At 44.1% G+C, this 26,446-nt stretch carries 28 protein-coding genes and 2 pseudogenes; 19 read left to right on the forward strand and 11 right to left on the reverse strand.

The annotated features are described in order from the left end of the window. Positions 1-264: 264 nt before the first annotated feature. Positions 265-609, reverse strand: coding sequence for a hypothetical protein (locus tag ACRRS1_RS13770; protein WP_432467582.1), 345 nt, complete (start codon positions 607-609; stop codon positions 265-267). On the opposite strand from ACRRS1_RS13770, the gene ACRRS1_RS13775 reads away from it, so the two are divergent. After that, positions 608-1,816, forward strand: coding sequence for an IS256 family transposase (locus ACRRS1_RS13775; RefSeq protein WP_432454380.1), 1,209 nt, complete (start codon positions 608-610; stop codon positions 1,814-1,816). The two genes, ACRRS1_RS13770 and ACRRS1_RS13775, sit on opposite strands and share 2 nt — an antisense overlap. A 24-nt stretch (positions 1,817-1,840) precedes the next feature. On the opposite strand, the gene ACRRS1_RS13780 is transcribed toward ACRRS1_RS13775, so the two are convergent. Next, on the reverse strand, positions 1,841-2,134 hold the full coding sequence (locus ACRRS1_RS13780) for a hypothetical protein (protein WP_432467581.1): 294 nt from the start codon (positions 2,132-2,134) through the stop codon (positions 1,841-1,843). A gap of 538 nt (positions 2,135-2,672) precedes the next feature. Between ACRRS1_RS13780 and ACRRS1_RS13785 the strand changes: the two are divergent. Beyond that, positions 2,673-2,819, forward strand: a pseudogene (locus tag ACRRS1_RS13785) (IS3 family transposase); the annotation flags it as partial. A gap of 199 nt (positions 2,820-3,018) precedes the next feature. On the opposite strand, the gene ACRRS1_RS13790 reads toward ACRRS1_RS13785, so the two are convergent. From ACRRS1_RS13790 to ACRRS1_RS13805, 4 genes are all read right to left on the reverse strand, one after another. Then, complete coding sequence (locus tag ACRRS1_RS13790) at positions 3,019-3,480, reverse strand: DUF2867 domain-containing protein (protein ID WP_432459643.1); 462 nt, start codon at positions 3,478-3,480, stop codon at positions 3,019-3,021. Positions 3,481-3,697: 217 nt separating this feature from the next. Further along, positions 3,698-4,012, reverse strand: coding sequence for a helix-turn-helix domain-containing protein (locus ACRRS1_RS13795; RefSeq protein ID WP_432452593.1), 315 nt, complete (start codon positions 4,010-4,012; stop codon positions 3,698-3,700). After that, complete coding sequence (locus tag ACRRS1_RS13800; RefSeq protein ID WP_432459644.1) at positions 3,999-4,331, reverse strand: type II toxin-antitoxin system RelE/ParE family toxin; 333 nt, start codon at positions 4,329-4,331, stop codon at positions 3,999-4,001. Before ACRRS1_RS13800 ends, ACRRS1_RS13795 begins: the two co-directional genes overlap by 14 nt. A 440-nt stretch (positions 4,332-4,771) precedes the next feature. Then, entirely contained in the window at positions 4,772-5,245 is a 474-nt protein-coding gene (locus tag ACRRS1_RS13805) for a hypothetical protein (RefSeq protein WP_432459645.1), read from the reverse strand. Between the two features lie 580 nt (positions 5,246-5,825). Here ACRRS1_RS13805 and ACRRS1_RS13810 point away from each other — a divergent pair. Further along, positions 5,826-6,494: pseudogene (locus ACRRS1_RS13810) on the forward strand (IS91 family transposase); the annotation flags it as partial. Positions 6,495-6,749: 255 nt separating this feature from the next. Here ACRRS1_RS13810 and ACRRS1_RS13815 read toward each other — a convergent pair. Continuing rightward, a complete protein-coding gene (locus ACRRS1_RS13815; protein ID WP_432459647.1) occupies positions 6,750-7,226 on the reverse strand; it encodes a hypothetical protein in 477 nt (158 codons plus the stop codon). 91 nt (positions 7,227-7,317) lie between these two features. Further along, positions 7,318-7,680: a hypothetical protein gene (locus ACRRS1_RS13820; protein WP_432459648.1), complete on the reverse strand. Its 363-nt coding sequence runs from the start codon at positions 7,678-7,680 to the stop codon at positions 7,318-7,320. A gap of 247 nt (positions 7,681-7,927) precedes the next feature. On the opposite strand from ACRRS1_RS13820, the gene ACRRS1_RS13825 reads away from it, so the two are divergent. The 3 genes from ACRRS1_RS13825 (at position 7,928) to ACRRS1_RS13835 (ending at position 11,260) form a co-directional block, all read left to right on the forward strand. Beyond that, positions 7,928-8,809, forward strand: coding sequence for a site-specific integrase (locus tag ACRRS1_RS13825; RefSeq protein WP_432467580.1), 882 nt, complete (start codon positions 7,928-7,930; stop codon positions 8,807-8,809). Between the two features lie 2 nt (positions 8,810-8,811). Beyond that, the gene (locus ACRRS1_RS13830) at positions 8,812-9,852 is read left to right on the forward strand and encodes an IS91 family transposase (RefSeq protein ID WP_432467578.1); all 1,041 of its coding nucleotides are present in this window, start codon (positions 8,812-8,814) and stop codon (positions 9,850-9,852) included. A gap of 457 nt (positions 9,853-10,309) precedes the next feature. Next, the gene (locus tag ACRRS1_RS13835; RefSeq protein WP_432467577.1) at positions 10,310-11,260 is read left to right on the forward strand and encodes an IS110 family transposase; all 951 of its coding nucleotides are present in this window, start codon (positions 10,310-10,312) and stop codon (positions 11,258-11,260) included. Between the two features lie 38 nt (positions 11,261-11,298). On the opposite strand, the gene ACRRS1_RS13840 is transcribed toward ACRRS1_RS13835, so the two are convergent. Continuing rightward, on the reverse strand, positions 11,299-12,048 hold the full coding sequence (locus ACRRS1_RS13840; RefSeq protein WP_432467576.1) for a hypothetical protein: 750 nt from the start codon (positions 12,046-12,048) through the stop codon (positions 11,299-11,301). 326 nt (positions 12,049-12,374) lie between these two features. On the opposite strand from ACRRS1_RS13840, the gene ACRRS1_RS13845 reads away from it, so the two are divergent. From ACRRS1_RS13845 to ACRRS1_RS13855, 3 genes are read left to right on the forward strand one after another with little or no spacing between them, the layout of a single operon-like run. Beyond that, complete coding sequence (locus ACRRS1_RS13845) at positions 12,375-13,604, forward strand: ISL3 family transposase (RefSeq protein WP_432467308.1); 1,230 nt, start codon at positions 12,375-12,377, stop codon at positions 13,602-13,604. 34 nt (positions 13,605-13,638) lie between these two features. Then, on the forward strand, positions 13,639-14,328 hold the full coding sequence (locus ACRRS1_RS13850; protein ID WP_432467575.1) for an integron integrase: 690 nt from the start codon (positions 13,639-13,641) through the stop codon (positions 14,326-14,328). Between the two features lie 37 nt (positions 14,329-14,365). After that, positions 14,366-14,632, forward strand: coding sequence for a tyrosine-type recombinase/integrase (locus tag ACRRS1_RS13855; protein WP_432467574.1), 267 nt, complete (start codon positions 14,366-14,368; stop codon positions 14,630-14,632). Between the two features lie 215 nt (positions 14,633-14,847). On the opposite strand, the gene ACRRS1_RS13860 is transcribed toward ACRRS1_RS13855, so the two are convergent. Continuing rightward, positions 14,848-15,759 (reverse strand): DMT family transporter, encoded by a 912-nt coding sequence (locus tag ACRRS1_RS13860; RefSeq protein WP_432467573.1) that lies wholly within the window; start codon positions 15,757-15,759, stop codon positions 14,848-14,850. 583 nt (positions 15,760-16,342) lie between these two features. Between ACRRS1_RS13860 and ACRRS1_RS13865 the strand changes: the two genes are divergently transcribed. Both ACRRS1_RS13865 and ACRRS1_RS13870 read left to right on the forward strand, forming a co-directional pair. After that, entirely contained in the window at positions 16,343-17,287 is a 945-nt protein-coding gene (locus ACRRS1_RS13865) for a hypothetical protein (protein WP_432467572.1), read from the forward strand. 75 nt (positions 17,288-17,362) lie between these two features. Continuing rightward, on the forward strand, positions 17,363-17,896 hold the full coding sequence (locus ACRRS1_RS13870) for an AAA family ATPase (RefSeq protein WP_432467571.1): 534 nt from the start codon (positions 17,363-17,365) through the stop codon (positions 17,894-17,896). Between the two features lie 60 nt (positions 17,897-17,956). On the opposite strand, the gene ACRRS1_RS13875 is transcribed toward ACRRS1_RS13870, so the two are convergent. After that, positions 17,957-18,859 (reverse strand): LysR family transcriptional regulator, encoded by a 903-nt coding sequence (locus ACRRS1_RS13875; protein WP_432452586.1) that lies wholly within the window; start codon positions 18,857-18,859, stop codon positions 17,957-17,959. Between the two features lie 181 nt (positions 18,860-19,040). Between ACRRS1_RS13875 and ACRRS1_RS13880 the strand changes: the two genes are divergently transcribed. From ACRRS1_RS13880 to ACRRS1_RS13915, 8 genes are read left to right on the forward strand one after another with little or no spacing between them, the layout of a single operon-like run. Then, positions 19,041-20,366 carry an aspartate aminotransferase family protein gene (locus ACRRS1_RS13880; RefSeq protein ID WP_432459654.1) on the forward strand — a complete coding sequence of 442 codons (1,326 nt, stop codon included), beginning with the start codon at positions 19,041-19,043 and terminating at the stop codon, positions 20,364-20,366. A 47-nt stretch (positions 20,367-20,413) separates the two neighbouring features. Then, positions 20,414-21,178: an ABC transporter substrate-binding protein gene (locus ACRRS1_RS13885; RefSeq protein WP_432459655.1), complete on the forward strand. Its 765-nt coding sequence runs from the start codon at positions 20,414-20,416 to the stop codon at positions 21,176-21,178. A gap of 11 nt (positions 21,179-21,189) precedes the next feature. Continuing rightward, complete coding sequence (locus tag ACRRS1_RS13890; RefSeq protein WP_432452583.1) at positions 21,190-21,852, forward strand: amino acid ABC transporter permease; 663 nt, start codon at positions 21,190-21,192, stop codon at positions 21,850-21,852. A 15-nt stretch (positions 21,853-21,867) separates the two neighbouring features. Beyond that, positions 21,868-22,614 (forward strand): amino acid ABC transporter ATP-binding protein, encoded by a 747-nt coding sequence (locus tag ACRRS1_RS13895; RefSeq protein WP_432461121.1) that lies wholly within the window; start codon positions 21,868-21,870, stop codon positions 22,612-22,614. Continuing rightward, complete coding sequence (locus tag ACRRS1_RS13900; RefSeq protein ID WP_432452582.1) at positions 22,611-23,306, forward strand: CoA transferase subunit A; 696 nt, start codon at positions 22,611-22,613, stop codon at positions 23,304-23,306. The genes ACRRS1_RS13895 and ACRRS1_RS13900 overlap by 4 nt, the downstream gene beginning before the upstream one ends. Beyond that, positions 23,293-23,940 carry a 3-oxoacid CoA-transferase subunit B gene (locus tag ACRRS1_RS13905; RefSeq protein ID WP_432467570.1) on the forward strand — a complete coding sequence of 216 codons (648 nt, stop codon included), beginning with the start codon at positions 23,293-23,295 and terminating at the stop codon, positions 23,938-23,940. The genes ACRRS1_RS13900 and ACRRS1_RS13905 overlap by 14 nt, the downstream gene beginning before the upstream one ends. After that, entirely contained in the window at positions 23,937-25,211 is a 1,275-nt protein-coding gene (locus ACRRS1_RS13910; protein WP_432467569.1) for an ArgE/DapE family deacylase, read from the forward strand. Before ACRRS1_RS13905 ends, ACRRS1_RS13910 begins: the two co-directional genes overlap by 4 nt. After that, on the forward strand, positions 25,208-26,380 hold the full coding sequence (locus ACRRS1_RS13915; RefSeq protein ID WP_432459658.1) for an acetyl-CoA C-acyltransferase: 1,173 nt from the start codon (positions 25,208-25,210) through the stop codon (positions 26,378-26,380). Before ACRRS1_RS13910 ends, ACRRS1_RS13915 begins: the two co-directional genes overlap by 4 nt. The last annotated feature ends 66 nt before the right edge of the window (positions 26,381-26,446 follow it).

Raw genomic sequence — 26,446 nt, forward strand, 5'->3', positions numbered from 1 at the left:
TGAAATGCTTTACATCCAGCTGGCATCATTCACTGACAGAAACTGGACACGTGACAGAAACTGGACACGCACGTTAAAAACTTAACCTCATCATACAAAATCCGCCCCCGAACAAAAAGCGCATTTGTCTAAAATGCCCTCTTTCGCTCTTTTTAATACGCTAAAGTAATGAACTAAAAGTAGGTTTATTGGTTTTTAGGCGAGTTTATTTCTTCCTAATGATTTAGTAGGAAATATTGAAAGGACTAGGATGATTTGAGGAGGTTAAGCGAGTCGTTGGTTGTAGCTGAATCTTGGCTTTCTATTGAGTTTATTTGAATTGCAATAATGGGCAATTGAATGTTCTGCACCAACAACGGCACCCGTTCTTTCTCCAAATTCTGTAGCGATACATGGCCAGTTTTCTGAAGATATATTGAGGCGCTGTAAAATTGGCAACAATGTAGTGTCTATTGCACCTCGCTTGTCTTCTCGGATGATTCTGCCTGTCATGTCAACAAGCTCAAGGTAATCTGATAAATGGAAAGGCAAACCATCAGGCATGAGCCTGTAAATTAAATTGTGTAATTGCTTATAATTAGGCCTGAACAGGCTAAGGATAAGCAACATGGATAAGAAAGCTCTCGAAGCATTTGCTCGTGAAGCCGCTAAGTCAATCAAGACCCCTTCAGATCTAGATGACTTTCGTAAAATGTTAACCAAGGTGACTGTTGAGACAGCGTTAAATGCTGAGCTTGATGACCACCTCGGTTATCAGAAACACGCTGAAAAGCCCGATAAGAATAGTCGTAATGGTTATTCATCCAAGACCTTGATCACCGACGATGGTGAGATTGAACTGGATGTACCTCGAGACCGAGATGCCTCGTTTGAACCGAAGCTTGTTCGTAAGCATCAAACTCGATTTCAATCGATGGATGACAAGATATTAAGCCTTTACGCCAAAGGCATGACAACTCGTGAAATCGTCGCTACGTTCAAAGAAATGTACGATGCTGATGTCTCTGCAAGCCTCATATCTAAAGTTACCGACTCAGTTCTAGAGCAGGTTGTTGAATGGCAATCACGGCCACTGGATGCAGTCTATCCCATCGTCTACCTTGATTGCATCGTGGTGAAAATCCGCCAAAACAAACAGCTCGTCAATAAGGCGATTTACTTGGCTCTGGGCGTAAATATCGAAGGTCAGAAAGAACTTTTAGGGATGTGGATATCTGAAACGGAAGGTGCGAAGTTCTGGCTCAGCGTTCTCACTGAACTCCAGACTCGAGGTATCAACGACATTCTTATCGCTTGTGTTGATGGCTTGAAGGGCTTTCCAGATGCTATTAATGCCGTATTCCCAAAAACCCAAATACAGCTCTGTATCGTCCACATGGTGCGCAATTCAATGAAGTATGTCCCTTGGAAAGACTACAAGGCTGTAACGGCAGATCTCAAAGGTATTTACCAGTCGAATACCGAGGAAGAAGCGCTTCTGGCCCTCGAACAATTTGGTGACCAGTGGGATGATAAATACCCACAGATAAGCCGCTCTTGGACAGCGCATTGGGATAATTTAAATACATTGTTCAGCTACCCTCAGGACATTCGTAAAGCCATTTACACGACGAATGCGATAGAGTCCTTGAACAGTGTGATACGCAAAGCGACAAAGAAGCGTAAGCTATTCCCCACGGATGAATCAGCGAGGAAAGTTGTCTATCTTGCAATTATGGATGCATCGAAACGCTGGTCGATGCCAATAAGAAACTGGCGACAGGCTCTCAATCGCTTTATGATTATGTTTGAAGACCGACTTACTGATTACTTGTAACCCAAAGCAGTTACACAGAATTATTTACAGGGTCTCAGGCATGTTTTCTCTTGGGTTACCGACAAAAGGATAAAGCGGTTTAGGTTGTTTTTGGTGTCTTGCAGCAACCACACGTTTTTTCACACTGGTGAACTCTGAGGTTTCAAGTGTTCGGCTTATTTTTGCTCTTAAGGGGTTGAGGTCAACATACGCCATATAAGCCGCTAATGCGGCTTCATCTAGTAAAGCTTGAGACTTAAAACGCCCTTCCCAGAATCGTCCTGTGCATTGATCTTCAAAGTTAGCTTGTCTGGCAATGGGCTCATTTAACTCTTTCATGAACCAGCTAATGTCCATGAGACGATTTCTAAAGGTCTCGGCTGACGATTCCACTAACATTAGAGCGTATTCAGATAGGGACTTACCTCGTACATATTGCTGAGTAAACAAGGTGCCTTTATGGATCTTATGCCACCTTTGAATAACCTCCAACGTAGACCATTTTGCTATTTTCTCTGAGTTAATATGTAACACCACATGAAGGTGGTTACCATCACCGCATAAGCACAAATATCGATAGCGAAGACACTCGCTAGAAATAACAGTCTATTCTCAACCCAACCTCGGCGATGCTCAAAACTTTCACCTGATATAGGATCTTCCCCGCACACAACAATGCAAACAAGACATCCATTTAAACATTTCAATTGCTGATAGGCATGGCTGCTTATGTGATTTTGTCCCACGAGTTAGAGTGGGTGTCTCAATAATGCCACGAAAAAATGTTTAGGATTCAAGCAACCCGCCGTCATTTTCAAAGAAATAATGGAGGCGGCTTGAGAATTAAGAATGTCGCAGTTCGGAGTTGAATTCGGGGCTGTTTAAAGTTAATCAGCCAACACGAGAATTTATGAAGCAAGATGTGGCTGCTTATATGAAGTATTACAACTTAGAGCGGTTTCATTCGGCCAATGGTGATTTATCACCAGTGGCGTTTGAAAATTCTCAACTAAAAGCGAGTTAGAGTGGGTGTCTCAATAATTTGGTTGGGATGGGTGTCTTGTTTGACGCTTATAATTTGGTTGGGGTGAGTGTCTTGTTTGACGCTCTCGGCCCCGCCGACACCAACACCGTTTTACTATAGAAAGGAGCATCGGGCTTGTTCAACACCCGAATAAGGTGTCGGCTGCGCAATACCTATTCTTATTTGTTGTATTTTACCTTTAACCACTGGCCAAACGAACACGAACTAAAGCATTACGAGCAATCAAAACATGAAATGGAAGAATGGTCTTAAGGTAAATTTTACCGCCTATATTATTTGTACGCACCCATGTAGATAAAAACACCCTTCCATTTTGAGATATTACGGACACTCTAAAATTTAAATGTTTATCGTTAAAACCAGCAATCAATTCTTGATTATTTTCAACTTCAACAGGAAAGAACCCTATTTTATCTTTTGCTTCGGGACCATCGCTTGAAAGACCAAAGGGAGAAGTTACCAAATTTCTAATACTAACTAGAAAGCGAGCCCAAACAGGAAAATCCGTGATGATTTCCGCCGCATGACGAGGCGTCAAATCAGACTTTACGGAAAAACAGTCTATAAAATCCGTAGCTCTAATTCGTTTACTCAGAAGACTGCTCAATGGAAGTTCAGTTGCAATAACTTTATTCATCATGTCCATTCTTAATTTTAATGTAAAACGTCCCAATAGAGGGGGGGAATAGTTATACTTTACTTTTTTACTAACTCAAAAAACTGAGAGTGGTTTTGGTTGCCTTTAAAGCGAATAAACCACATGCGCCCAATTGCGCAGGTGCCAATTTAACCACCGAAAACACCGCCGCCGATTGATACCAAAACTGCTAAGGAATTGGGTCGAATGCTGCTGTTTGTTATAGCTCAGCGATATGTGACAAAGTTTCTGGGTGACTCTGAACCAGCTTTAGAAGGGTAACAGCTTGGCCGTTTGGAGCACTACGTCCTTGCTCCCAGTTTTCCAATGTTCGAGATGATGTATGCAGCAAACGAGCGAAAACACCACGTGACATATTAAACTGCTCACGAATACTCACAATTTCATCAGGTGAGATATTTAGATCGCTAATATCGTTAACTTGATGGGTTTTAAGGGTAAGCTTGCCCTCTGAGTGCTCTTTCGCTTCAACAAGAGCGGAACTTAATTCTGCAAATAGGTCACGATTGCTCATTGCGCCACGCCTCCATAAAAGACTTTAACTGTTTCTTTTGTTCTGCGGTCAAGTCTGACATTTCATTTTTGCCATAGATAGTTAGCAAGTAGAAACGCCGCTTATCATCGAGGAAGTAATAGATCACACGTGAGCCTCCACGCTTACCTTTGCCTTTACTTGCAACTCGAATCTTTCGCAAACCAACTGTACCTTGAATCACATCCCCTTGCTTAGGGTTGGACATTAACTCAGCTTGAAAGAGTCTGAACTCTTCATCACGGAGGTATTCATTTCGGTACTTTTCAAAGATGGTTGATTCGACAAATACGCTTTTCATACAGAAAGTGTACGCAACTAGCGTAGAGAAGGCAAACTCTACGTATAACTCCCCAAATAAATCACTATTGACAGTTTAGGCTATAAAGGCGTTTCGTTAGTTGGGATGGGTGTCTTGTTTGACTGACTGCGAATTAAGGTGTCGGCTGCGTGACACCTATTCTTATCTGTTAGTTACAACTTGTTATTTTCCAGTTCAGATATCCTGTCTTTTAGCTTGTCTAACCTTCTTGAGTAAAGGAAAAAACCAATTTGAGAGAATATTATTGCAACATAGAATAGATTATCTTTGTGTTCAGCGGAAGAATCATTCCAAAGCCAAATCGCAAAAACAGTGACAGCTACATATGAAAGAACATTATAAATCATTAGTGTAACTCCGAAGTTAATAGCACACTACGATTCGCAAGTTCTCTATTCACTTTTTTAAGTTCTGACTTGTTAAAAGCAACAGCACCCCAAATCACTAGCATAGCCACTACGACCAAACTTTCCTTTTGCAAGGGACTTCTCATATAGATCTTTAATACCCAAACTGGATGCACCAATCCCAACATAACTAACGAATGTATCTAAAAACTCATGAAAGCTCTTGTCATTCTGTAGCTCTTTATTCGTCATGGACCACACTCCATACTGTGAATTCAAAAATGTCGCATCCAATGCCCCAGTGATAAGTTTCCCCATCAATGCTCGATTCGATACACTCCGAATAATTTTCATTGCATCGATTCGCTGTTTTTGACTTAGATGCCTATACAAAATCATAGAGCAAATTGCATCGGTTTCATTCTTTCCTCCTCCGACAAGTAACTCCGGTCGGAAACCGATAATTTTTGCAAGGGTTCTTAATTGCTCTCGCTCACTCGATGGTAAGTTGTAGGGCAGTTTACTGATTGAAATTACACTAGCCATTTATGCCTCCGTGCATATTTTTTGATATAAAACTTAAGGTCGCATATCTCTCCTACGATATACGACGTATATTTTTCGAATACTAACCCTGCTTTAAAGGGTAAATAGCACAGACTTCACGCCAAATTGCCACCTTTAGCACCAAAAACTAGACATAATGATCCCCTGGTGAAAGTGTCGACTTCCTGCGTTTATTGTGGGGTCGTCAAACTAGAGCCACACTGTTAAATGCAAGTCATAACAGAACAGGAGATCGACATGTCTAATCTAGCTCGTTTGTCATTGGACTAGACGTTCACAAAGAAACCACAGATGTCGCTTATTGTGTTGATAATTCAAGAGATGAGCCTGTATTCCATGCCACCATCCCCACCAACACTCGCTCTATCAACAAATCTATCAAAAATACAAAATCTTGGCTACTCATCTTTGTGTAGTTTATGAAGCAGGGACTAAAAACAAGACATCCACTTAACCGACTGAAAACAAGACAGCTACTTGAACATTTCAATAGCTGATGGTCATGGCTGTCTATGTGATTTTGTCCCACGAGTTAGAGTGGGTGTCTCAATAATTTGCTTCCAAACGCCAGAACCAGGGGGAATTAGGGTTTACCGCCGTACTGCATACCCATAGCCGCCAGCGTAACCTGCATCCCCACTTACATGTATTGGTGGCCGGTGGGCGCTATCACAGTGCGAAGCAGCAGTGGCATCACTGCAACAAGAAGTACTTGTTTAACGCCTTTGCGCTGGCCAAGGTATGGCGAGGGAGAATGCTAGATGCGCTCAGTCAACACCCAAACATCAAGTTGCCCCCGCATATCCCCACCAAATGGGTGGTCGATTGTCGCAACGTAGGTTTTGGGCTGCCCGCGCTACAGTACTTATCTCGCTACTTGTATCGCGGGATCTTATCCGATAACGACATCATCAGTACCAATAATGACCAAGTGAGTTTTAGGTATCTAGATAGCCAAAGCCACACCACCAAAATCCGCACCTTGCCTACCTTAAGGTTCTTAAGGCTTATCTTGGCGCATGTATTGCCCAAGGGATTACAGCGGGTGAGAGATTATGGTTTTTTACGAGGCAACGCCAAACACATATTGCGGCGCATTCAGTTACTCCTGCGAGTGCCGCAACGCGTGAACCTCGCCGCGCTCCAAACCGACAACCACAGCGCGACCCGGCCATGCCCTTGCTGCCAGCACCCCATGCACTGCACAGGCATGAGTCGAACGAGCTAGCCGAAAGGCGAACAATATAAGGAGAATGGCAGGGCTTAACATGAGGATGAATACATAAAAAAAAAACAGCTTAGCACCATGTATGACAGGTAAAGGCTTAACGCCATTCACCCAGTCTTAGCCAAACTCGCCTTGTAAAAAGTAACAAGGCCTTGGCCCCGCCAACATCAATACCGTTATTTACTATAGAAAGGAGCATCGGGCTTGTTCAACACCCGAATAAGGTGGCGGCTGCGCGACACCTATCCTTATTTGTTAGGTATTCTTTCCACCGATGCTTTCAATCTTGTTCGGCATTCCCCGCCCATTGTTCCACCAACGGTTTGGATTTTCACTATTCGGGTTGTAAGCGGCCCGGCTTGCCCAATCTTCTCGTAGAAAAATAACAGGTTCTTCATAGTGATGGACGAAATGGATGGCGTCCATGACCTTTTCCAGAACTGCAACGTCGCGCTCAATAGATACCTTCAATTCAACCATTGGGTAAGTTTCAGGCTGTCCTGCGACGTAAGTTTCTACATGTGTTGTGGTCGTTGAGTCCTCTTCTGGTTGTGAGGTTTCCATACCTTGACCGGAGATACTAGCATTACGTCGATAACGCCCATATTTAAGAGGGTGTACTGCAATAACTGCATCCAGAATTTTATCAACATCCTCAATGGGAGTTTGGATTTCTAACGTCCATACGGGAACGAAACTCCCGGAAGTAGCCTGATAACTATTCAACACCATTTGTACGCTCCTATATTTTAGTAATTCAGATTTTCAATAGAATACCTAACGCCTTGCTAAACGGAACTTGTTAGATCGATATATTTAAATTCTATCTCGATAGCCACTCATTCTTAAAACCTTTTCTAGCAATCAATACGTGTGAAATGATCATACCTATTAAGGGCAGTGTAAACATTGAAATAAATGTAAGTACTACCCATAAAAACCAATTCAACTTATTCTTTGATGCTATTATTCCCAAAGAAATAATATACCCAAATAGTAAAGAGCCCGTATAAATACCAAGCTCTAATTCTTTGTTCATAATTGATACTGTAACCAACACAATAATCGAAATTAGAATGATAGTGTGGATAACAAACCATTTTCTATTGTTACTTTTATACATCTGAAAATCTTCTGCATTCAATAACGTTTTTGGGCTAAGTTCAACTTTGTTCATTTTTTGCATTTTTCACTAACTCCGAGTGAGATCTAACGCCCGCGTAAGAGGCAGCAAAATTTAGCGGCGGTTTGTTAAACTTGGGCGGAGCACCAAACTAACCGCCGCGTAGTTTTGATGTCCCAGCCCCCGCTTTTCAGGGGGCGACTTGATGCGATTGTTGAACGAAGCCGCTCTGCGGCAGAGTGCATAGCACCTGATATCTCATACTCAATGTGACACGGCCAATCGGTCGTGATGAACCGGAGTATGCAGCATGAACCCTACCCAACAACATCGTTATCATGTTTTATATAAACAACACCTTACCAATTTAACCTTACAAGGGAAACGACCAGCCACCATTGATGCGTATTCGCGTGCGGTACGTCGGATTTCTGCCCACTTTGACCGCTCCCCCGATACCTTAAGCACCGCTGATTTAAAGGCCTATTTTGCTCAACTGATTCGCAGCCATTCTTGGAGCACCGTGAAGCTAGACCGCAATGGCTTGCAATTTTTTTATCGCTACACCCTCGAGAAACAATGGCAGTGGTTAAACATTGTGAAGCCTCCTCAAGTGAAGCGCTTACCCGATATCTTAAGCCCTGCGCAAGTCGGCTTCGTGATTAGCATGACGTCGCAACCCCGCTATCAAGTCTTCTTCTTGGTGTTGTATTCCATGGGGCTGCGCTTGAGCGAGGGCTTACACTTAAGCATTCATGATATTGATAGTCAGGCCATGCAAATCCATGTGCGGGATGCTAAAGGCGGTAAAGACCGCTTCGTGCCCATGCCACATCGCACCCTTCAGGTTTTACGTCACCATTGGCAAAGCCATCGCCATGCTCGTCTGCTGTTTCCACGCCAAGGTAAACAGGTGGATGTGCCTATGGATAAAGGCGGCGTACAAAAAGCCTTGAAGCGGGTATTGCGCGATTGCGGTATTCATAAAACCATTAGCCCGCATTCGCTGCGCCATTGTTATGCCACCCATCTGCTTGAACAAGGCTTGGATTTACGCTCCTTGCAACACTTGCTGGGACACGCCAGTTTAAATACCACTGCACATTATACCCAGTTGACCCAAGTGAAGCAACTAGATGCCGTAAAGGCAGTGAATAAACTCACTGACTCTCTCACTCTCATGTGGCCGTAACCATGAGCACCTTTATTGATTTACTTCACCAACATGAGGCCGAGCTTGCACCGCTTTTAAGGGCGGATGCTAAACGGGCAATGTATGCCATGCTGCGTTGTAAAACTGAGCAACAAGGTCACAGCCTTTGGCAGTGTGAACATTGCCCGCATCAAGACCAATTGACGCTGTCTTGCGGCCATAGGCATTGCCCGCAGTGCCAACACCATTGCACCACTGGCTGGTTAACTCGCCAACAACACAAGCTGCTACCCACGACTTACTTTATGGTGACCTTCACCCTGCCTCATGAGCTAAGGGCTTTAGCCCGCGTGCAGCCTAAAGCCTTATACCAAATCATGTTCAAGGTGGTATCAAGCCTGTTAAAGGACTTTGCCAAACGCCAGAACCAGGGGGAATTAGGGTTTACCGCCGTACTGCATACCCATAGCCGCCAGCGTAACCTGCATCCCCACTTACATGTATTGGTGGCCGGTGGGCGCTATCACAGTGCGAAGCAGCAGTGGCATCACTGCAACAAGAAGTACTTGTTTAACGCCTTTGCGCTGGCCAAGGTATGGCGAGGGAGAATGCTAGATGCGCTCAGTCAACACCCAAACATCAAGTTGCCCCCGCATATCCCCACCAAATGGGTGGTCGATTGTCGCAACGTAGGTTTTGGGCTGCCCGCGCTACAGTACTTATCTCGCTACTTGTATCGCGGGATCTTATCCGATAACGACATCATCAGTACCAATAATGACCAAGTGAGTTTTAGGTATCTAGATAGCCAAAGCCACACCACCAAAATCCGCACCTTGCCTACCTTAAGGTTCTTAAGGCTTATCTTGGCGCATGTATTGCCCAAGGGATTACAGCGGGTGAGAGATTATGGTTTTTTACGAGGCAACGCCAAACACATATTGCGGCGCATTCAGTTACTCCTGCGAGTGCCGCAACGCGTGAACCTCGCCGCGCTCCAAACCGACAACCACAGCGCGACCCGGCCATGCCCTTGCTGCCAGCACCCCATGCACTGCACAGGCGTGAGTCGAACGAGCTAGCCGAAAGGCGAACAGGATAAGGAGAATGGCAGGGCTTAACATGAGGATGAATACATAAAAAAATAACAGCTTAGCACCATGTATGACAGGTAAAGGCTTAACGCCATTCACCCAGTCTTAGCCAAACTCGCCTTGTAAAAAGTAACAAGGCCTTGGCCCCGCCAACATCAATACCGTTATTTACTATAGAAGGGAGCATCGGGCTTGTTCAACACCCGAATAAGGTGGCGGCTACGCGACACCTATTCTTATTTGTATGGATAATTATTAAGAAATATGAGTAAAGTGAGACTCAGGCTTAAGCAGCAACTTAAGCTTCTATTTAATAGCTCGATATTCTTAAGGCTCCTTTCAAAGGCCGATAACAAACGTGAGCATTAAGTGGAACTCCAAGCACCACACTCGAATAGTCTACAGGGTCTAGAACCCGTATTACGCAATATAGAGTCAGCTTATTATGAATACAGTAACAAATAAATGTATTAACGTCGGTGTCGATACAGGTAAAGAACAACTTGATGTTTATATTAGACCCCTCGACATTTTCTTCACTGTCTCCAACGATGATAAAGGTATCAAGCAAGCAATAAAAATCATTCAAAAACACACGCCATTACGAGTCGTGATTGAAGCTACAGGTCGATTAGAAATGCCTTTTATTATAGCTTGTCACAATGGCAAACTACCTTATGTAATAGCCAACCCTGTTCATGTAAGACGTTTTGCAGGCGCTATCGGGCAGAGGGCTAAAACAGACAAACTTGACGCAAAACTTATCGCGCACTACGCCGAAGCTATAAAGCCCAATTTAACTACACTAAAGCCAGATTCTATGCGACTCATGGCAGATTTAGTCATCCGAAGAAACCAGCTTCTTTCGATGCAAACAATGGAAAAAAATCGCATGAAAATTATGCCCTCGCAACTCATTCTGACGATTAAACCTATTTTAACTGCGTTTAAAAATCAGATAGAGAAAATTGAAAGCAAGATTATCAAGCTAATTGAAAGTAACCCTGAGTATCAAGCCAAGAATGAGATATTACAAAGCATGCCAGGAATAGGGAAAATTGCAGCGGCGTCTATCATTAGTAACCTTCCAGAGTTAGGGTTAATAACCAATAAACAAGCCTCATCTCTCGTCGGAGTGGCCCCAATGAACCGAGAAAGTGGCCGCTATAAAGGGCTCAGAAAAATTCAAGGGGGACGAGCTCAAGTAAGAACCGTTTTATACATGGCCATGATGTCAGCCATCCAATGTAACCCCATTTTTAAGAGCACATATCAGAGGCTTTTAGCTGAAGGGAAACCTAAAAAAGTAGCCATCATTGCATGCGTAAGAAAGATGGTAACCATCCTAAACTCAATGCTACGAGATGGCGCCTTATGGGATGCAAAAATAATTTAATCTAACTTATTGACACCATAGTCGTTTGTTAAGTTTCTTTATATTGCAAAATCAGCTTCGATTAAATCTATGTATGTCCCTGAAACTTTTGATATTTCGCCACAAACCCAAATAGGAGTGTGCTCGTCCATAATTTTAAGTTGAGAAATATCTTTAGTTTTTTCAATTTTAAACTCAACAGTATTAAGCATTTTTTCGCTCTCAGCACTAACTTGATAATGGTCGTCATATTCAGTAATACTAGAAAAAGCACACTTCCATTGAACTTTTAAGCCAATATAACTTTTGACTCGGTATTCTTTGTCGTATGGTTTTGAATTTTTTATATCAGCTTTTATATCAGTAAAACTCGGAGTTGTATTATAAATACTTTTTTCAAAAGGAGCCGGTTTAGTAAAACCTTCAATTGAGGCTTCGACTGAAAAGGTATTGTGTGATTTGACATTTTCTTGTTTTCTATTAAGAGACACCGAATTCATTGGAACCTCAATTTCCTCGGTAGATAAGGTATTCTTTTGTTCCAGTGCGACAATTCTAGCTTCTAAAGAACTGATCTTTTCACTTGGGACACCATCGTCTTTCTTTAAACCAAATATTGAATAAAAAAGAGCAATAACACATGCGGCAATCTCACCAATTAACCCTTTTACTAAAAGCTCTCGTTCACTTTCATTTGGTGTACCAAAACCAAAAAAAACTACTCCCAGGGTACCTAAAACCGACATGACAAATAAGACCAAAAAAGTCCAAAACATAATCCATTTCATTTTTTCATTTGAGGTATTCATGAATCTCCAGTAGAAACTTAACGCTAAGTAGGCCGCACGTGCGGTCTATCCCATTCAATGAGCGCGCGTCCTATCACAAAAAACATGATCTTCATCACGTTCGCCCATCAATTTATGATTTGATATTAACCCATTGTCTACCTTAGTTTTTTACTCGGAATCAATCAATCGTCGATCCATTTCTATCATTGATTACTTTGACAAATGACGCAAACGAAACTAAAAATACTGTATTTATATGGCTCTTCACCGAATGTAGTGGAAACACTTTCAACAAACATTAATGAGCGAGATAATAAGTAAACGTTCATGAATACCTCGCGACCATGCAAGACACGACGCTTTATCAATCTATTCTTGGATTAACTCATCCTTGGGCTGTTTCATCTGTTGAACTCAATGAGTCAACCCAAACCATCACCGTACGCGTTGACTATGACCGAGGTTCATTAACGGCTTGCCCCTCTTGCGGTAAGGCTGTTCGTCGACACGATACTCGGCGGCGGGTTTGGCGACATTTAGATACCTGTCAGTTTGAAACACGTATTGAGGCTGAAGTACCTAGGGCTGATTGCCCCGAGCATGGGGTACAAACACTTCAAGTGCCTTGGGCCACGAGTAAGAGCCGCTACACAGAGCTGTTTGAGGCTCGCGTTATAGAGATGCTTAAAGTCAGTTCATTATACGCGGTGAGTAAAACCTATCGGCTTAGCTGGGGAGCCATTGACCGGATGATGACTCGGGCCGTTCAACGTGGTCTGACAGCCAGAACCACCATCAACTACCAAGACCTGTTGGTCGATGAAACGGCATTTAAGAAAGGCCATGACTATGTCACGGTATTATCCAATCGTGATGGTCAGGTGATATCGGTTGAAGACGGTCGAACAGGCCTGAGCTTATCTGCTTGCTTTAAGGCATTGCCCCCTGAGTCAACAATGGTTACACGTTCCATATCGATGGACATGAGCAGAGCATATATAAACGCAGCATATGACTACTTCGGTGAGCGGGCTAAGCAAATGATAGCCATAGACCATTTTCATATCGCAAAGGTCCTCACTAAAGCGGTTAATGAAGTGAGAAAAAGCGAACTCATGGCGTTGCCCCAGCATTTAAAAAGAGAGTGCCACCAAACACGGTATGGATGGTTAAAACGAAACAGCCACCTACATGGGACATTGAGAGAAAGAGTGAGTGCGCTGGCCAAAATGATGCAAAACACAGGCTTGAGCTGGATATTTAAAGAGCAAGCAAGAGCCATTTGGTATGGCGATGCAGCTAACGCCAAAGCGGCTTGGAATGATTGGTTAGCACTCATAAAGGTCAGTCAAATCAGGCCGATGATGACAGCAGCAGAAACCGTGAAAACGCACTTAAAGGGCATCATCAATGCGATGCGTTATAAGGTATCAAATGGCTTAGCGGAAGCGATAAATGGAAACATTCAGCGCCTAAAAATACGTTCGATGGGTTTTAGAAATAAAGAACGCTTTAAGCGAGCTATTTTATTTCACTTTGGAGGGCTTGATATGACTTTCCACCAAGAACGGTGAAGAGCCATTTATATACAGATAAAAGGTGCGCAACATGTCAAACACACCATTGCGGCTCCAGCAGCGATTTAGAAATACGATTTATCAGCACCATTACAGTATTCGCACCGAGCAAACCTACTGGCATTGGATAAAACGTTTTTTGTACTTTTATCACAAGCAGCACCCAGCAAAGCTCGGAGCTGCTGATATTGAACGATTTCTAACTCATCTAGCGGTCGATAGGCAAGTCGCTCCGGCGACTCAAAACATCGCATTTAATGCCTTAATGTTTCTCTATAACAAAGTACTACGTATCGAAATGATTGGAATTCAGGCGAAACGCGCGAAAAAACAAGTCAACATTCCCGTAGTTTTTACTCGAGCTGAAGTGAGCCAAGTGATTGCGAATTTACCCGCGGATTATCAGATCATGGCTTCACTGCTTTACGGTTCGGGACTAAGACTCAGTGAATGCTTGAGATTACGGATTAAAGACTTAGATTTTGATCAACATACAATTACCGTACGGCAAGGCAAAGGAAATAAAGATCGCGTGACTTTGTTACCCCCTAACTTGATCCCAAAGCTTCGCGATAACATTCTCCTGAGCAAAAGTGTTTTTGCCCACGATATGAGCCTACATTACGCTGGAACGACGATGCCTTACGCGTTAGCCCGTAAGTATCCACATTCTCAACGCTCGTTTTCTTGGCCGTTTTTGTTGCCTTCATATCGACGCTAGAACGGGTGAGCTCAAACGCCATCATATTCACCATAGTGTGCGCCAGAAAGCCGTCACCAAAGCCGTCACCAAAGCCGTCACCAAAGCCGTGCATAATGCCGGAATAAATAAGCCTGCAAGTTGCCATACCTTTAGGCACAGTTTTGCCACCCACTTATTAGAACAAGGGACTGATTTAAGAACTATACAAGAACTACTTGACCATCAAGATGTAACAACGATTGAGATTTACACGCATGTTATCAGTCGTTATACCACGGGCGTCAAAAGCCCTTTAGAGTGCTTGGTTCAAGTTGCAAAATAGATGACCGATGAAAAAGCATCAAGGCGCTTATGCATGAGAGGGTCGTTCGTAAGAAGACCTAACACGTTTTGGAACACCAACGAGTCAGTACGCCCTAAGCCACTTCGGGACAAGAGCGACACAACTGATATCCACTGCCCCTCAACAAACTTCGGATTAAAAATCACTGCACATATACGGCAGCGCAATAACTGTCGATAACAAGGGTGAAGTCATCATCCTGTCACTGCTGGCGGCACTTCTTTAGGTATTTTAGGCTTGCGCTCTTGGCTTAAATAAACACCAAAGAAAATAACCCCTACCGCAACCCACTGAGTCGTTTCCAAACGTTCGCCAAGCAGCAACATCGAAAAAATCAATGACAAAGCCGGCAATAGATTGGCGTAGCCTGCAGCGGTTGAAGCCTTTACATGAGTCAAAGAATAATTATATAAGCCATACGCACCTAATGTGACCACCAGCCCTAAATACACAATGGTGCCAACCGATGCCAATGACACCTGCTCAGGCCACTCAGAAACAAATGCTAAGGGGAAGAAAAATATAGCGCCGCAAAAACTTTGTAGTGCAGTTAATAAAAAAGCCGAGTAACGTTTGGTGAGATGTTTAACCAACAACGTGTAACCAACGGCAGTACACATTGCCAAAAATTCAAGGAAATTCCCCAATATCGCATTAGGTGCTTGCAGGCTATTTTCGCCAGTTACCGACATCCATACCACACCAACAACGGCGATCATAAAACCAGTCCATTGTTTAAGGGTATTCCTTTCCCCTAAAAAAAAGAACGCCGTGACCGCAACCATTAACGGTAACATGGCCGTAATCATGCCCGCTTGCCCGGCGCTAGTATAAATCAGCGCTTGAGACTCAAACAAAAAGTACAAACATGGTTCAAAAAACGCCATCCCCATGAGAAACTTCCAATCACCCGCTTGATACTTAAAGTCTTGCCTTAACCAAGGCCAAACGACCAAAAATGCAGTCGTTCCAATACTCATTCGCAAAAACACCACGATCATTGGTGCCATTTCATTAACAGCAACTTTCAAGGCAATAAAAGAACTGCCCCACAACACCATCGCGAGTAACAATGCCATATGCGCGCGCAAGGTGGATGTTTCCATAACAACTCCTATCTAAAATGAAAGTAACCCAAAAATGCGGCAATCGCCTTGCCTATACCGATCGCATTTGTGGCACATAGTAAGGGAACCAAATATGCCTAATACGCAAATAAAAGTGATGTCTCTATTCAAGCTTTTCTTGCCCGAATATTATTTCAGAGTGATAGAGACTAGGTTAACAAAGATAAATTTGAGGCATCTTGGAAAATGCCAGTCGGCGAGTATACATTTTTATTGCATAAAAATTCAACCGTATAATTCGAAGCAATGCGCTTACTCTGCCTCATCCTTGAAACGAAATCAGCAATGGCTCGGTGACGAGCTAGCCAAGCTTGCATTTGAGTCAAGCAATTGAATATTAAAATTATTGTCAAAAATCCATAAGCCTTGGTTAATTTATTCTTAGCATTCGCAAATCATTCGCATTTAAACATCAAACACTTATAAAATAGCTGTGACTTGTGTCATGCTGTTTGCGAATGAATTTCTGGCAGTATCAAGGTTACCGCCAAGCCAAATAACAAAGATGTCGAATTCCTGCACACTCAAAACTGAGTGTTTGAATAACTATAAGAGGTGAATATTGAAAGCACATCGAATCAAAATTGCTCGGTTCATCACCGCAATCATTTTGCTCACTCCCATGATGTCTTGGGCTGGTCAGGCCTTAGTGCATGTTCCGGGCACCACTGTATCCATGACGCCTCCTGCAGGTTTTACGCTGTCTAACAGTTTTTCAGGCTTTGAAAATTTGACAACACATTCCAGCATTGTGATTGCCGAGCTCCCCGGAGACGCCTACGCTCAACTACAAATACTCTTCACTGATGCCGCGATTGCAAAAAAGGGCTTCGCCACAAAAGGGATCCAGATAAGCAAACGTCAAAACATCAAAGTTGGCGCCAACAGCATTCCATTGCTATCGGGAAATCAGCATATTAATGGCATAAATGTTGTTAAATATATAAGTCTACTCGATGGGAACTCAAGCGTTCTGATTAACTACAATCTTTTAAACCAGGAGCAGCTGAGCGAAAATGACGTCATAAAATCACTACAATCCATCTCACTTTCTGCAGCTGAACCGCTTGAAACAAAGTTGCAAAACTTACCTTTTAAATTTACAGCATTCTCTCCCTTTAAAGTCGTGGATGTACTGCTTGGTAGCTCCGCCATACTCACCACTTTCGACGGTAGCGATCCAAGCGGCAATTTACCGATCATGGTCCTTGCAAGCTCACAAGCTCAGCACAACATTGGTGATATTAAGCCTGCTGCAGAACAATTTTTGAAATCGACAACTGGTTTTCAGGATGCCCGCATTACCAACGCTCAGCCCGTTAAATTTGCGAACTTAGACGGATACAAAATACAAGCGACTGCTGGCGATAAAACAATTGTTCAATATCTAGCAATGAAAGAAGACGGAAGCTATCTGCGCCTCGTCTCAACAGGAGCCACGCAGAAGATAACAGAACTAGTAAATGCCATTCAATTAGTCGCCGATTCAATGACTTTGACACCCTAAACGACTGTATAGAAGCAACAACGCTGGCGACTCGGTGTTGCTTCTACCAGAGATCGATCAGCTCAAGAGTTCACCATGCAAGGTATCAATATTATTGGGACCAGCGGCAGCGGTAAAACTGCCTTTAGCAAACAATTAGCGAAAGCCTTAGCTTACCCGCATTATGAGATGGATGCGATGTTCTGGAAGTCCAATTGGACTGAATCCACCGATCCACAACTATTCGCAGCGATTACTGCCGTTACCGAGCAAGAAAACTGGGTTTTAGATGGCAACTATAATCGAACGATCCCAGTGAAATGGGCCCATGTTGATACCGTAATTTGGCTCGATTATTCACTCCGCAGAACCTTATTTCAGGCGGTAAGACGGGCGTTGAGCCGCAGCTTACATCGCCAAGAACTATGGCAGGGAACTGGCAATCGAGAAAGTTTTCGAAAAAACTTTATGAGCCGAGATTCGATAATACTTTGGACGCTAAGAACCTATAGAAGCAATCAGCGCTATTACCAACAACTGATGCATACCAACACCTACCAACATATCAAATTTATTCGCTTAAGCTGCCCTAAACAAACCTCAAAATTTATTGCAGAACTGAATCATTAGGCCGCAGTTTTATGTTGTTACATTTATGTCTCGCAGATCCGAACAGGCCCAAGCAGGGGATTACAGAGGTTTAGGGACCGCGGGTAGGTTTTCCTTTAATAGCTTAATAAACTGATTGCCTGACCAACTTCGCTTATACACTAAGCCAAAGCTGTAGTTCACTGCGGGTTTAAAAGGACGAATTGCGACTTTATCCAGATTAGCTAAGTCATAAGCGGTAATGGGGTTAATCAGGCTCATTCCCACATTGTGTGCAACCAAAGAACAAATCGCGGCAATATTTGCCTCGGTTTTCCCAGAAATTCGAATATTACTCTTGGCAATATGCATTAACAGCTGGTCCGCCGCTAAGTTAGGTTGATTGGGGATCACCAAATGTTGATCCTTAAAATCATCGGTAGATATTTGCGCCTTATTGGCAAGCGGATGTTCAATGGGGACCAAACAGACCGCTTCCACTTCACAAATTTTATCAACAATCAGCGTTTGACTACTAACAGGCAAGGTAACAAAACCGGCATCAAACTGCCCCGCCTCTACAGCCCGCACCACCTCTGAACTCGTCAAGATGTCGAAAGAGATATTATATCCAGAGTTAATGCCTAACACCGCCGCAATCACTTGTGGTACAAAAGCAAAACCCAAACCGGGCACCGCGGCTAAGCGGATCCTTGATGCGCCAAACTCACGCAAAGCCACAATACTATGCTTCATCTCTTCAAGGTTACCCAGTAGGCCGAGTATTTCGCCATATAATTCATCGGCTTCCGGAGTGGTGATGAGACGCTTTTTATATCGAGTAAACAAAGGCATCCCTATGTTTTCTTCGAGTAAGGCCAAGGAACGGCTCACCCCAGATTGAGTAATGCCTAAATCTTTTGCAGTACGAGTCGCCGTTCCTGTTTCATAAAGCACTTTAAAAATAATCAGTGATTTCAACGAATTTAAATTAATTTGCGACATATCCTGCCCTTATTTTGGATGCCAATGCGGGATTTCAATACTAAATAGTATCACTCAGCATATGAGTAAAAGTCATCAATTAATGAAAAAACATTATAATTTACAATATTAAATTCCTTCTTATAATCGATCTTGTATTGAGGAAAACCAATATTTTTCAAACACGGATGTGAGGGGTGTAATGACAACAAATAATGCTTTGTTTTATCAAACTAGTGATGATGCGCCATTGATTGATCGTGCTGATGGTATCTATCTTTGGGACAATAACGGTAAACGCTACATTGATGGCTGTTCCGGCGCGATTACTTGTAATATGGGTCATAATCATCCGGCAATTAAAGCAGCGATGAAACAACAACTAGAGACGATAGCCTTCAGCTATCGCACCCAGTTTGAGAATCAGGCGGCGATTGATTTAGCCAATCAGTTGGTTGAAATAACCAATCATGACTTAGATAAAGTGTTCTTTGTCGGCAGCGGTTCAGAAGCCGTAGAAAGTGCGATTAAACTCGCTCGCCAGTACTTTTTTGCACTTGGACAAACCCAACGTCAGCATTTCGTGTCACTGCGACCGTCCTATCACGGCAGCACCTTGGGAGCCTTAGGCTTAACCAGTTACCAACCGTTAGAGCAGCCCTTTAGCAGCATTATTAATTCAGCAATTAAAGTGCCCTCACCCGATCTTTACCGCTATTCACAAGCCTCACTGCAACTCCATATTGAAGCGGTATTGGGCGAAACTGAAGCGGCGATCAACGAGGTAGGCGGTGAAAATATTATAGCCATCGTACTCGAGCCCGTTGGCGGTGCCAGCACCGGTGCAAGAATGCTTACTCAGCAATATTATGATGGTATTCAACAACTTTGCCAGCGCTTCGGCTGCTTACTTATTCTTGATGAAGTGCTTTCAGGAATGGGGCGCACCGGCCAATGGTTAGCATACCAACACTGGGATATAAAACCCGATATTGTCGCCTTGGCGAAAGGCTTAGGTGCCGGTTACTACCCTATCGCAGCAATGCTGGCGAGACAAGAATTGGTCAGCCCCGTCCTTGAGAGCGGCGGGTTTCAACATGGTCATACTTACGCAGGGAATCCATTAGCTTGCGCGACAGGTCGCGCCATTATTCAAGCAATGCATGACGAGCAAATCGTGGCCAATGCCGCCAAACAAGGAGCTTACTTGCGCGAGAAGCTCGATCAATTACAAGATGACCATCCGATGATTGGTCATGTTCGAGGGATTGGTTTACTACAAGGTGTTGAATTTGTTCAAAACCGACAAACTAAACAAGCATGGCCAGCCGAATTCAATATTTTTGCGCAGATTACCAATATTGCGAAACAAATGGGCTTATTAATCTATCCCCGTCGCAGTCTCAACGGAGTCGCAGGTGACCATATCCTGATTGCTCCTCCATTAACCGTCACAAGTGAAGAAATCGATTTAATCGTTTCGTTATTTAGTGATGCTTTACACAAGCTCGAACAGGCCTATTTATAGCAGCTGTATACGCCTTAATTTACATTCGACATTAAAAGGAAATTAATATGTTTTTAAGAATACTACTAAGTGCATGTCTAAGTTTGGGATTAACACTATCGGCTCACGCCGAGGATGGGATCGCCAAGGTAAAACAAGACAAACAACTCAGTTTTGCCCTAAGTGGGGCCTACCCGCCGTTCAACTATGTTGATGACAACGGTAAATTGGTTGGTTTTGATGTTGAAATTGGTCAAGAAATAGCGCGTCGGATTGGTGTTAAAGGTAAACCCGTTGCCACCGCCTGGGATGGGATTATTGCGGGTCTGTTGGCCAAGCGCTATACCACCATCATTGGCTCCATGGCCATTACCGAAGACCGCCTAAAAACTATCGACTTTTCGCAACCCTACTATCGCTCTGGCGCGCAACTATTTGTCAAAAAAGGCGCTAAAACGATGAACATAGAAGATCTCAAAGGCAAAAAAGTAGGGGTAACCCTAGGCACCACCTTCGAGGCGTGGTTACGTAAAAATGCTCCGGAAGTCGAAGTTCGTACCTATAAAGGCGTTCCGCAACTGATTATGGAAACTCAATCAGGCAGACTTGCTGGATTTGTCTCTGACCGAATGACGGGCTTAATGGCAATTAAACAGCATGATTTCAAATTACAGATGGCTGGAGAACTGCTCTACCCTGAATTGATTGGCATCGCCCTCAATAAAGGAAACCCAGAGTTGCTTAAGGCAATTAATAGCGCCATTACCGAAATGCAATCTGACGGTACTTATACCCAGATCAGCCAGAAGTACTTCGGTACCGATATTCGATAAGGAGTGAATTCATGTTTGACTGGGCTATCATCATAAAATATATGCCCGTGCTTTCTGAGGCGGCAATTCTCACCTTATATATCGCCATCGTGGCGCTTGCTTTAGGCTTAGCGTTTGGTTTGATTGCGGCATTGGCAAAGGTCTCTAATAATCTACTATTTAGAGCAATCGCCAACTTCTATATTTGGTTAATTCGCTCGACCCCATTATTAGTACAACTGTTTCTTATTTACTATGGATTGCCCCAGTTTGGACTTGATTTATCCCCCTTCTTGTCTGGTGTACTTGGTTTAGCGCTCAATGTGGGCGCTTACAATGCCGAAACCATAAGAGCTGGCATTCAATCGATTGGACAAGGCCAAACAGAAGCAGCCAAATCAATCGGAATGAATCATGCGCAAACCATGCGGCGCATTATTCTTCCGCAAGCGCTGCGCAATATTATTCCTCCTTTAGGAAACAATTTTATTATCTTAATCAAAGATACCTCTCTGGTTTCCACGATTACGCTGGTTGAACTCACCATGAAAACGCAACAATTAGTTGGAACCACCTATAAGCCATTTGAGCTCTACCTCGCGGCAACCATGCTGTACGCCGTCATGACTAGCGTCACCGCCGCCTTACTGCATAAATTAGAACGACACCTGCATCAAAAAACCACGAGGAGCTAAGGAATGGCCAACTCCATTGTAAAAATCAACGCCCTAAAGAAAAGCTATGGCCAACTAGAAGTGCTTCGTTCGGTCAACTTAGATGTAAACGCAGGGGAAGTGATTGTCATCATTGGTCCTAGCGGCTCAGGCAAGAGCACTCTGTTGCGCACCATGAACCATTTGGAGACCCCCAGCGGAGGTACCATTATCGTGAATAACACGCTCGTAAATGACGATAATCTCAACGGAAAAATGCTCGAGCGTCATTTATGTAAAGTTCGTACCAACTTAGGCATGGTTTTCCAGCACTTCAATTTATTCCCGCACATGACGATCCTCGAAAATATAATTGAAGGCCCAACTATTGTGCTCAAACAAGCCCGCCAAGAAGCGACTCGTCGAGCCATCAAATTACTGGAAAGTGTCGGTTTAGCCAACAAACAAAATGCCTATCCAGACATGCTTTCTGGTGGTCAAAAGCAGCGCGTTGCGATTGTCCGAGCGTTAGCGATGAACCCAGCGGTTATGTTGTTTGATGAACCCACATCGGCTCTCGATCCCGAACTGGTGGGCGAAGTACTGGCGGTTATAGAACAGTTGGCTCGCGATGGTATGACCATGCTGATTGTGACTCACGAAATGAGTTTTGCACAAAAAGTTGCTGACCGCGTCATATTTATGGACGGTGGTTACATCGTTGAAGACGGCACACCAGAGCAATTATTTGGCAATCCTCAGCATCAGCGAACCCAGCAATTTCTAGCGAGCATTCATTCATGAACAAACAACAAACATTACAGCAGGCAATTGCTGTAATCCCCGAGGGTGCGACGGTTATGGTGGGCGGTTTTGGTTGCCCAGGAACCCCTTTCACCCTGATCAACGAATTATTACGCCAAGGGCAGCGTCATTTAACCTTAATCAAAAACGATGCCAACGAGAGTGGTATTGGGATCAGTAAACTTATCGAAAATGGTCAGGTCGATAAACTAATTACCACCCATCTAGGTTTAAATAAACCGGTGATCGACTTGATGAACAGCGGCCAATTAGAAGTTGAATTTCACCCGCAAGGCATTCTCGCCGAAAAGATCCGTACTGCCGGAGCCGGCAGCTTTGGCTTTTTATCTGATATTGGGCTCGATTCTGAAATCACCTTACCGGAACAGCTTTTGGAATGGCAAGGACAGCGCTATAAAGTTGAAATGGCGCAAAGCGCAGAGTTTGCCTTATTGCACGCAGCCCAAGCCGATCACTACGGCAACTTAATGTATCAGGGGTCGGCGATCAACTTCAGTCCCTTAATGGCAATGGCAGCAAACCATGTGATTGTGGAAACCGCTGATTGCCAAGAACCCGGGAGCCTTAATCCAAATCACATTCATACGCCATCGGTATTTGTGAGCAGTTTAGTGCCATTAGCCGCATTATCTGATGAATACGGAGCACTTTCTCATCATGTCAAATATTAGTCGAATCATCGAACGAGCCGCGCGCGAGATACAAGCCGACACTGTCATCAATCTTGGGATTGGTTTACCAGCTAAAGTTGTCGAATTTTTACCAAAGGAATTAAACATTTTAATCCATTGCGAAAATGGCGTGCTCGGCGCCGCCGAACAACCGAAACCGGAGGATATAGACCCCTTTGTTATCGACTCCGCCGGAAACTATATTTCAACTTGTCTCGGCAGTAGCTATTTCGATAGTGCAGTATCTTTTGCGATGATCCGACGTGCAAAACTGGATTTAACCATGATTGGGGCGTTTGAAGTGGATCAATCCGGTAACTTAGCCAACTGGAAGATCCCGGGGCGTTTTTCGCCGGGCATCGGCGGCGCGATGGAGCTTGCACAAAAAACCCCGCGTATTGTGGTATTGATGACCCACTGTGACAAAAAAGGCCAGCCTAAAATTCTAAAGCAGTGCCGATTACCACTTACCGCAAAACACTGCGTATCGCGGATTATTACTGATAAGGCGGTGATGGATGTGACCCCGCTGGGTTTAGTGCTTAAAGAAAAAGCCAAAGATATAAGTCTAGAGCAACTGATTCACTTCACCGAAGCTGATCTTATCATTCCAGAACAAATAGGTGAGCTATGAGCTTTAATCAATGTGAACAAGCCATCCTCAATAGCTGCGAGCAACTCTTCGAAGATGCCCTCTCTTTCACCGAAGACATGGTCCAACAATACGGCGTACTCAACCATGAGCAAGGTGTTCTAGATATTGTTGAAAGACAGCTCTGCGCCTTAAAACTTCCGGTGGAACGTGTCGCAATGAAGCATAGTGATATGTGCGGTCACGCCCTCTATGCCCCCGTGCCATGGGATCATGAGAATAAATACAACCTGGTGAGTCAACTCAACAAAGGCGCTCCAGGTAAAACGCTGGTACTGAATGGTCATCTCGATGTTGTGAGCTCAGACCCAGCAGATATGTGGACTCAGGCTCCTAATCAACCATGGCGAAAGGACGGTTGGTTATATGGTCGAGGCGCAGGTGATATGCAATCGGGCGTCGCCGCAATGATTTTTGCGGTACATGCCATTCAACACGCCGGGTATACAATTAAGTCACCGTTAATTATTCAAGCCGTGGTCGAAGAAGAGTGCTCTGGAAATGGCGCTCTGGCATGTTTACAGCAAGGATTTGGCGGCGACTTCGTGCTAATTCCAGAACCCTTCGGACCACAAATTTATGCCGCTCAAGTTGGTGTCTTATGGTTCAAACTGCTGGTCAGAGGCCGACCCGCCCATGTTTTAGATACATCAGCTGGCGACAATGCGATCGAGAAAATACAGAAATTAATTCCTTGGTTAAAATCGCTAGAAGCTGAACTTAATGAGCTCGAACGACCAGCACCCTATGATCAAATTGCGCAACCGTTTAACCTGAACATTGGTAAAATTAAAGGCGGTAATTGGGCTTCGAGTGTTCCCGCACATGCCGAAATGGAAGGACGGATCGGCTTTCCGCCTGGCATGAGTGCCAGTCATATCATGCAACGGGTAAACGATTGTATTGAACAAGCAGCCTTAAAAGATAAAGCCTTTGTGAGTCAAAAACCGATCCTGCGGTTTCATGGCTTTCGTTCTGAAGGACATATCGTGGATACTGGCCATGCAGGGGTCGGCTTGCTTGCTAACTGTCATCACACATTATTAGGAAAAGAACCTGAGCATTATTTATCCACTTGTACCACCGACTTACGCGCATTCCATTTCTATAGTCGAACCGCTGGAACCTGCTACGGGCCAATAGCAAAGAACATTCATGGCGTTGATGAGTGCGTCGATATCGAATCCATTCGCCACACCTTAAAAACCTACGCTCTCTTTATCAGCCGCTGGTGTCAACTGGAGAAAAAATGAAAGCTGTTTATCTAAGTCATTATCAACGAACTGCCTTTAGTCGAGCCCACCCTAAAAAATCTGAGGTTGACGCCTTAGCGCCAATACGTGGCGATACACTTTTGGCACAACTGATCGACCATGCGTTAATCGAAACCGCGGTTAATGCAGATAAGGTGGATGACCTATCGCTTGGCTGCGCACTCAGTGTTAAAGATCAGTGGAGTTTTGGTGGACGTTATCCGCTTTATCAAAGCCAATTAGGCGATCAGTGTGCCAGCAGAAGTATCGACCAGCAATGTGGTTCCGGGATCTCAGCAATCCGTTCCAGTGCATTAATTTTAGCTTCGGGGGCAGCCGATATCGCACTCGCCGGAGGCTATGAAAACATGACTCGGATCCCCATGGGCCCCTCGTTATTTCAGCAAGGTATTCTCACGATTCCAGAACATTACGCCGATCGTTATCAAATGGATGTCGTGATGAATATGGGCCTCACAGCAGAAGCCTTGATGAAAAAAACACAGTGCGACCGAAACACAATGGACGAATTCGCTTTAAGCTCACACCAACGTGCAGCCAATGCCCAAGCCAGTGGTTACTTAAGCCAAGAAATTCTGCCGATCCATACCAAGCATGACTCCGTATTTGAACAGGATGCCAACATTCGAAGCGATACCAGCCTCAGCCAACTCGCAGCGCTTAAACCGGTATTCACTGAAAACGGTCATATAACCGCTGGGAATAGCTCCCCCTTAACCAGTGGTGCGGCGCTGATGATGTTAATGACGGAGTCAGCTTTAGAGGAGCATCATGCTCAACCACTCGCTCGAATAGTTGCTTGCGCCGATCGAGGTACTCAACCAGAACTTATGGGACAAGGTGTGGTGCCCGCGATACAGCGAGTGCTGCAAATGGCGAAGCTAAAACCAGAGCAAATCGATTGCTGGGAAATTAACGAAGCATTTAGCATCGTACCACTTTATGCAATGGCACAATTGGGAATTAGCCATGAACAGCTAAATATAAACGGCGGAGCCATCGCCCTCGGCCATCCCCTTGGAGCCAGTGGTATTCGCTTAGTTGGCACACTTGCTCGAACTTTACACCAACAACAAGCTCGCTACGGTGTTGCTGCCGCTTGTATCGGAGGCGGTCAAGGGATCGCGATGTTAATCGAGCGAGTCTAAAATCCATATCATTGTTCATATACTCCCCATATCCATGTAACAGTTTGTTCCATGGATATGCAACCA

Origin of the sequence: Agarivorans sp. Z349TD_8 (assembly GCF_050870825.2) — a bacterium.
Taxonomy (GTDB): domain Bacteria; phylum Pseudomonadota; class Gammaproteobacteria; order Enterobacterales; family Celerinatantimonadaceae; genus Agarivorans.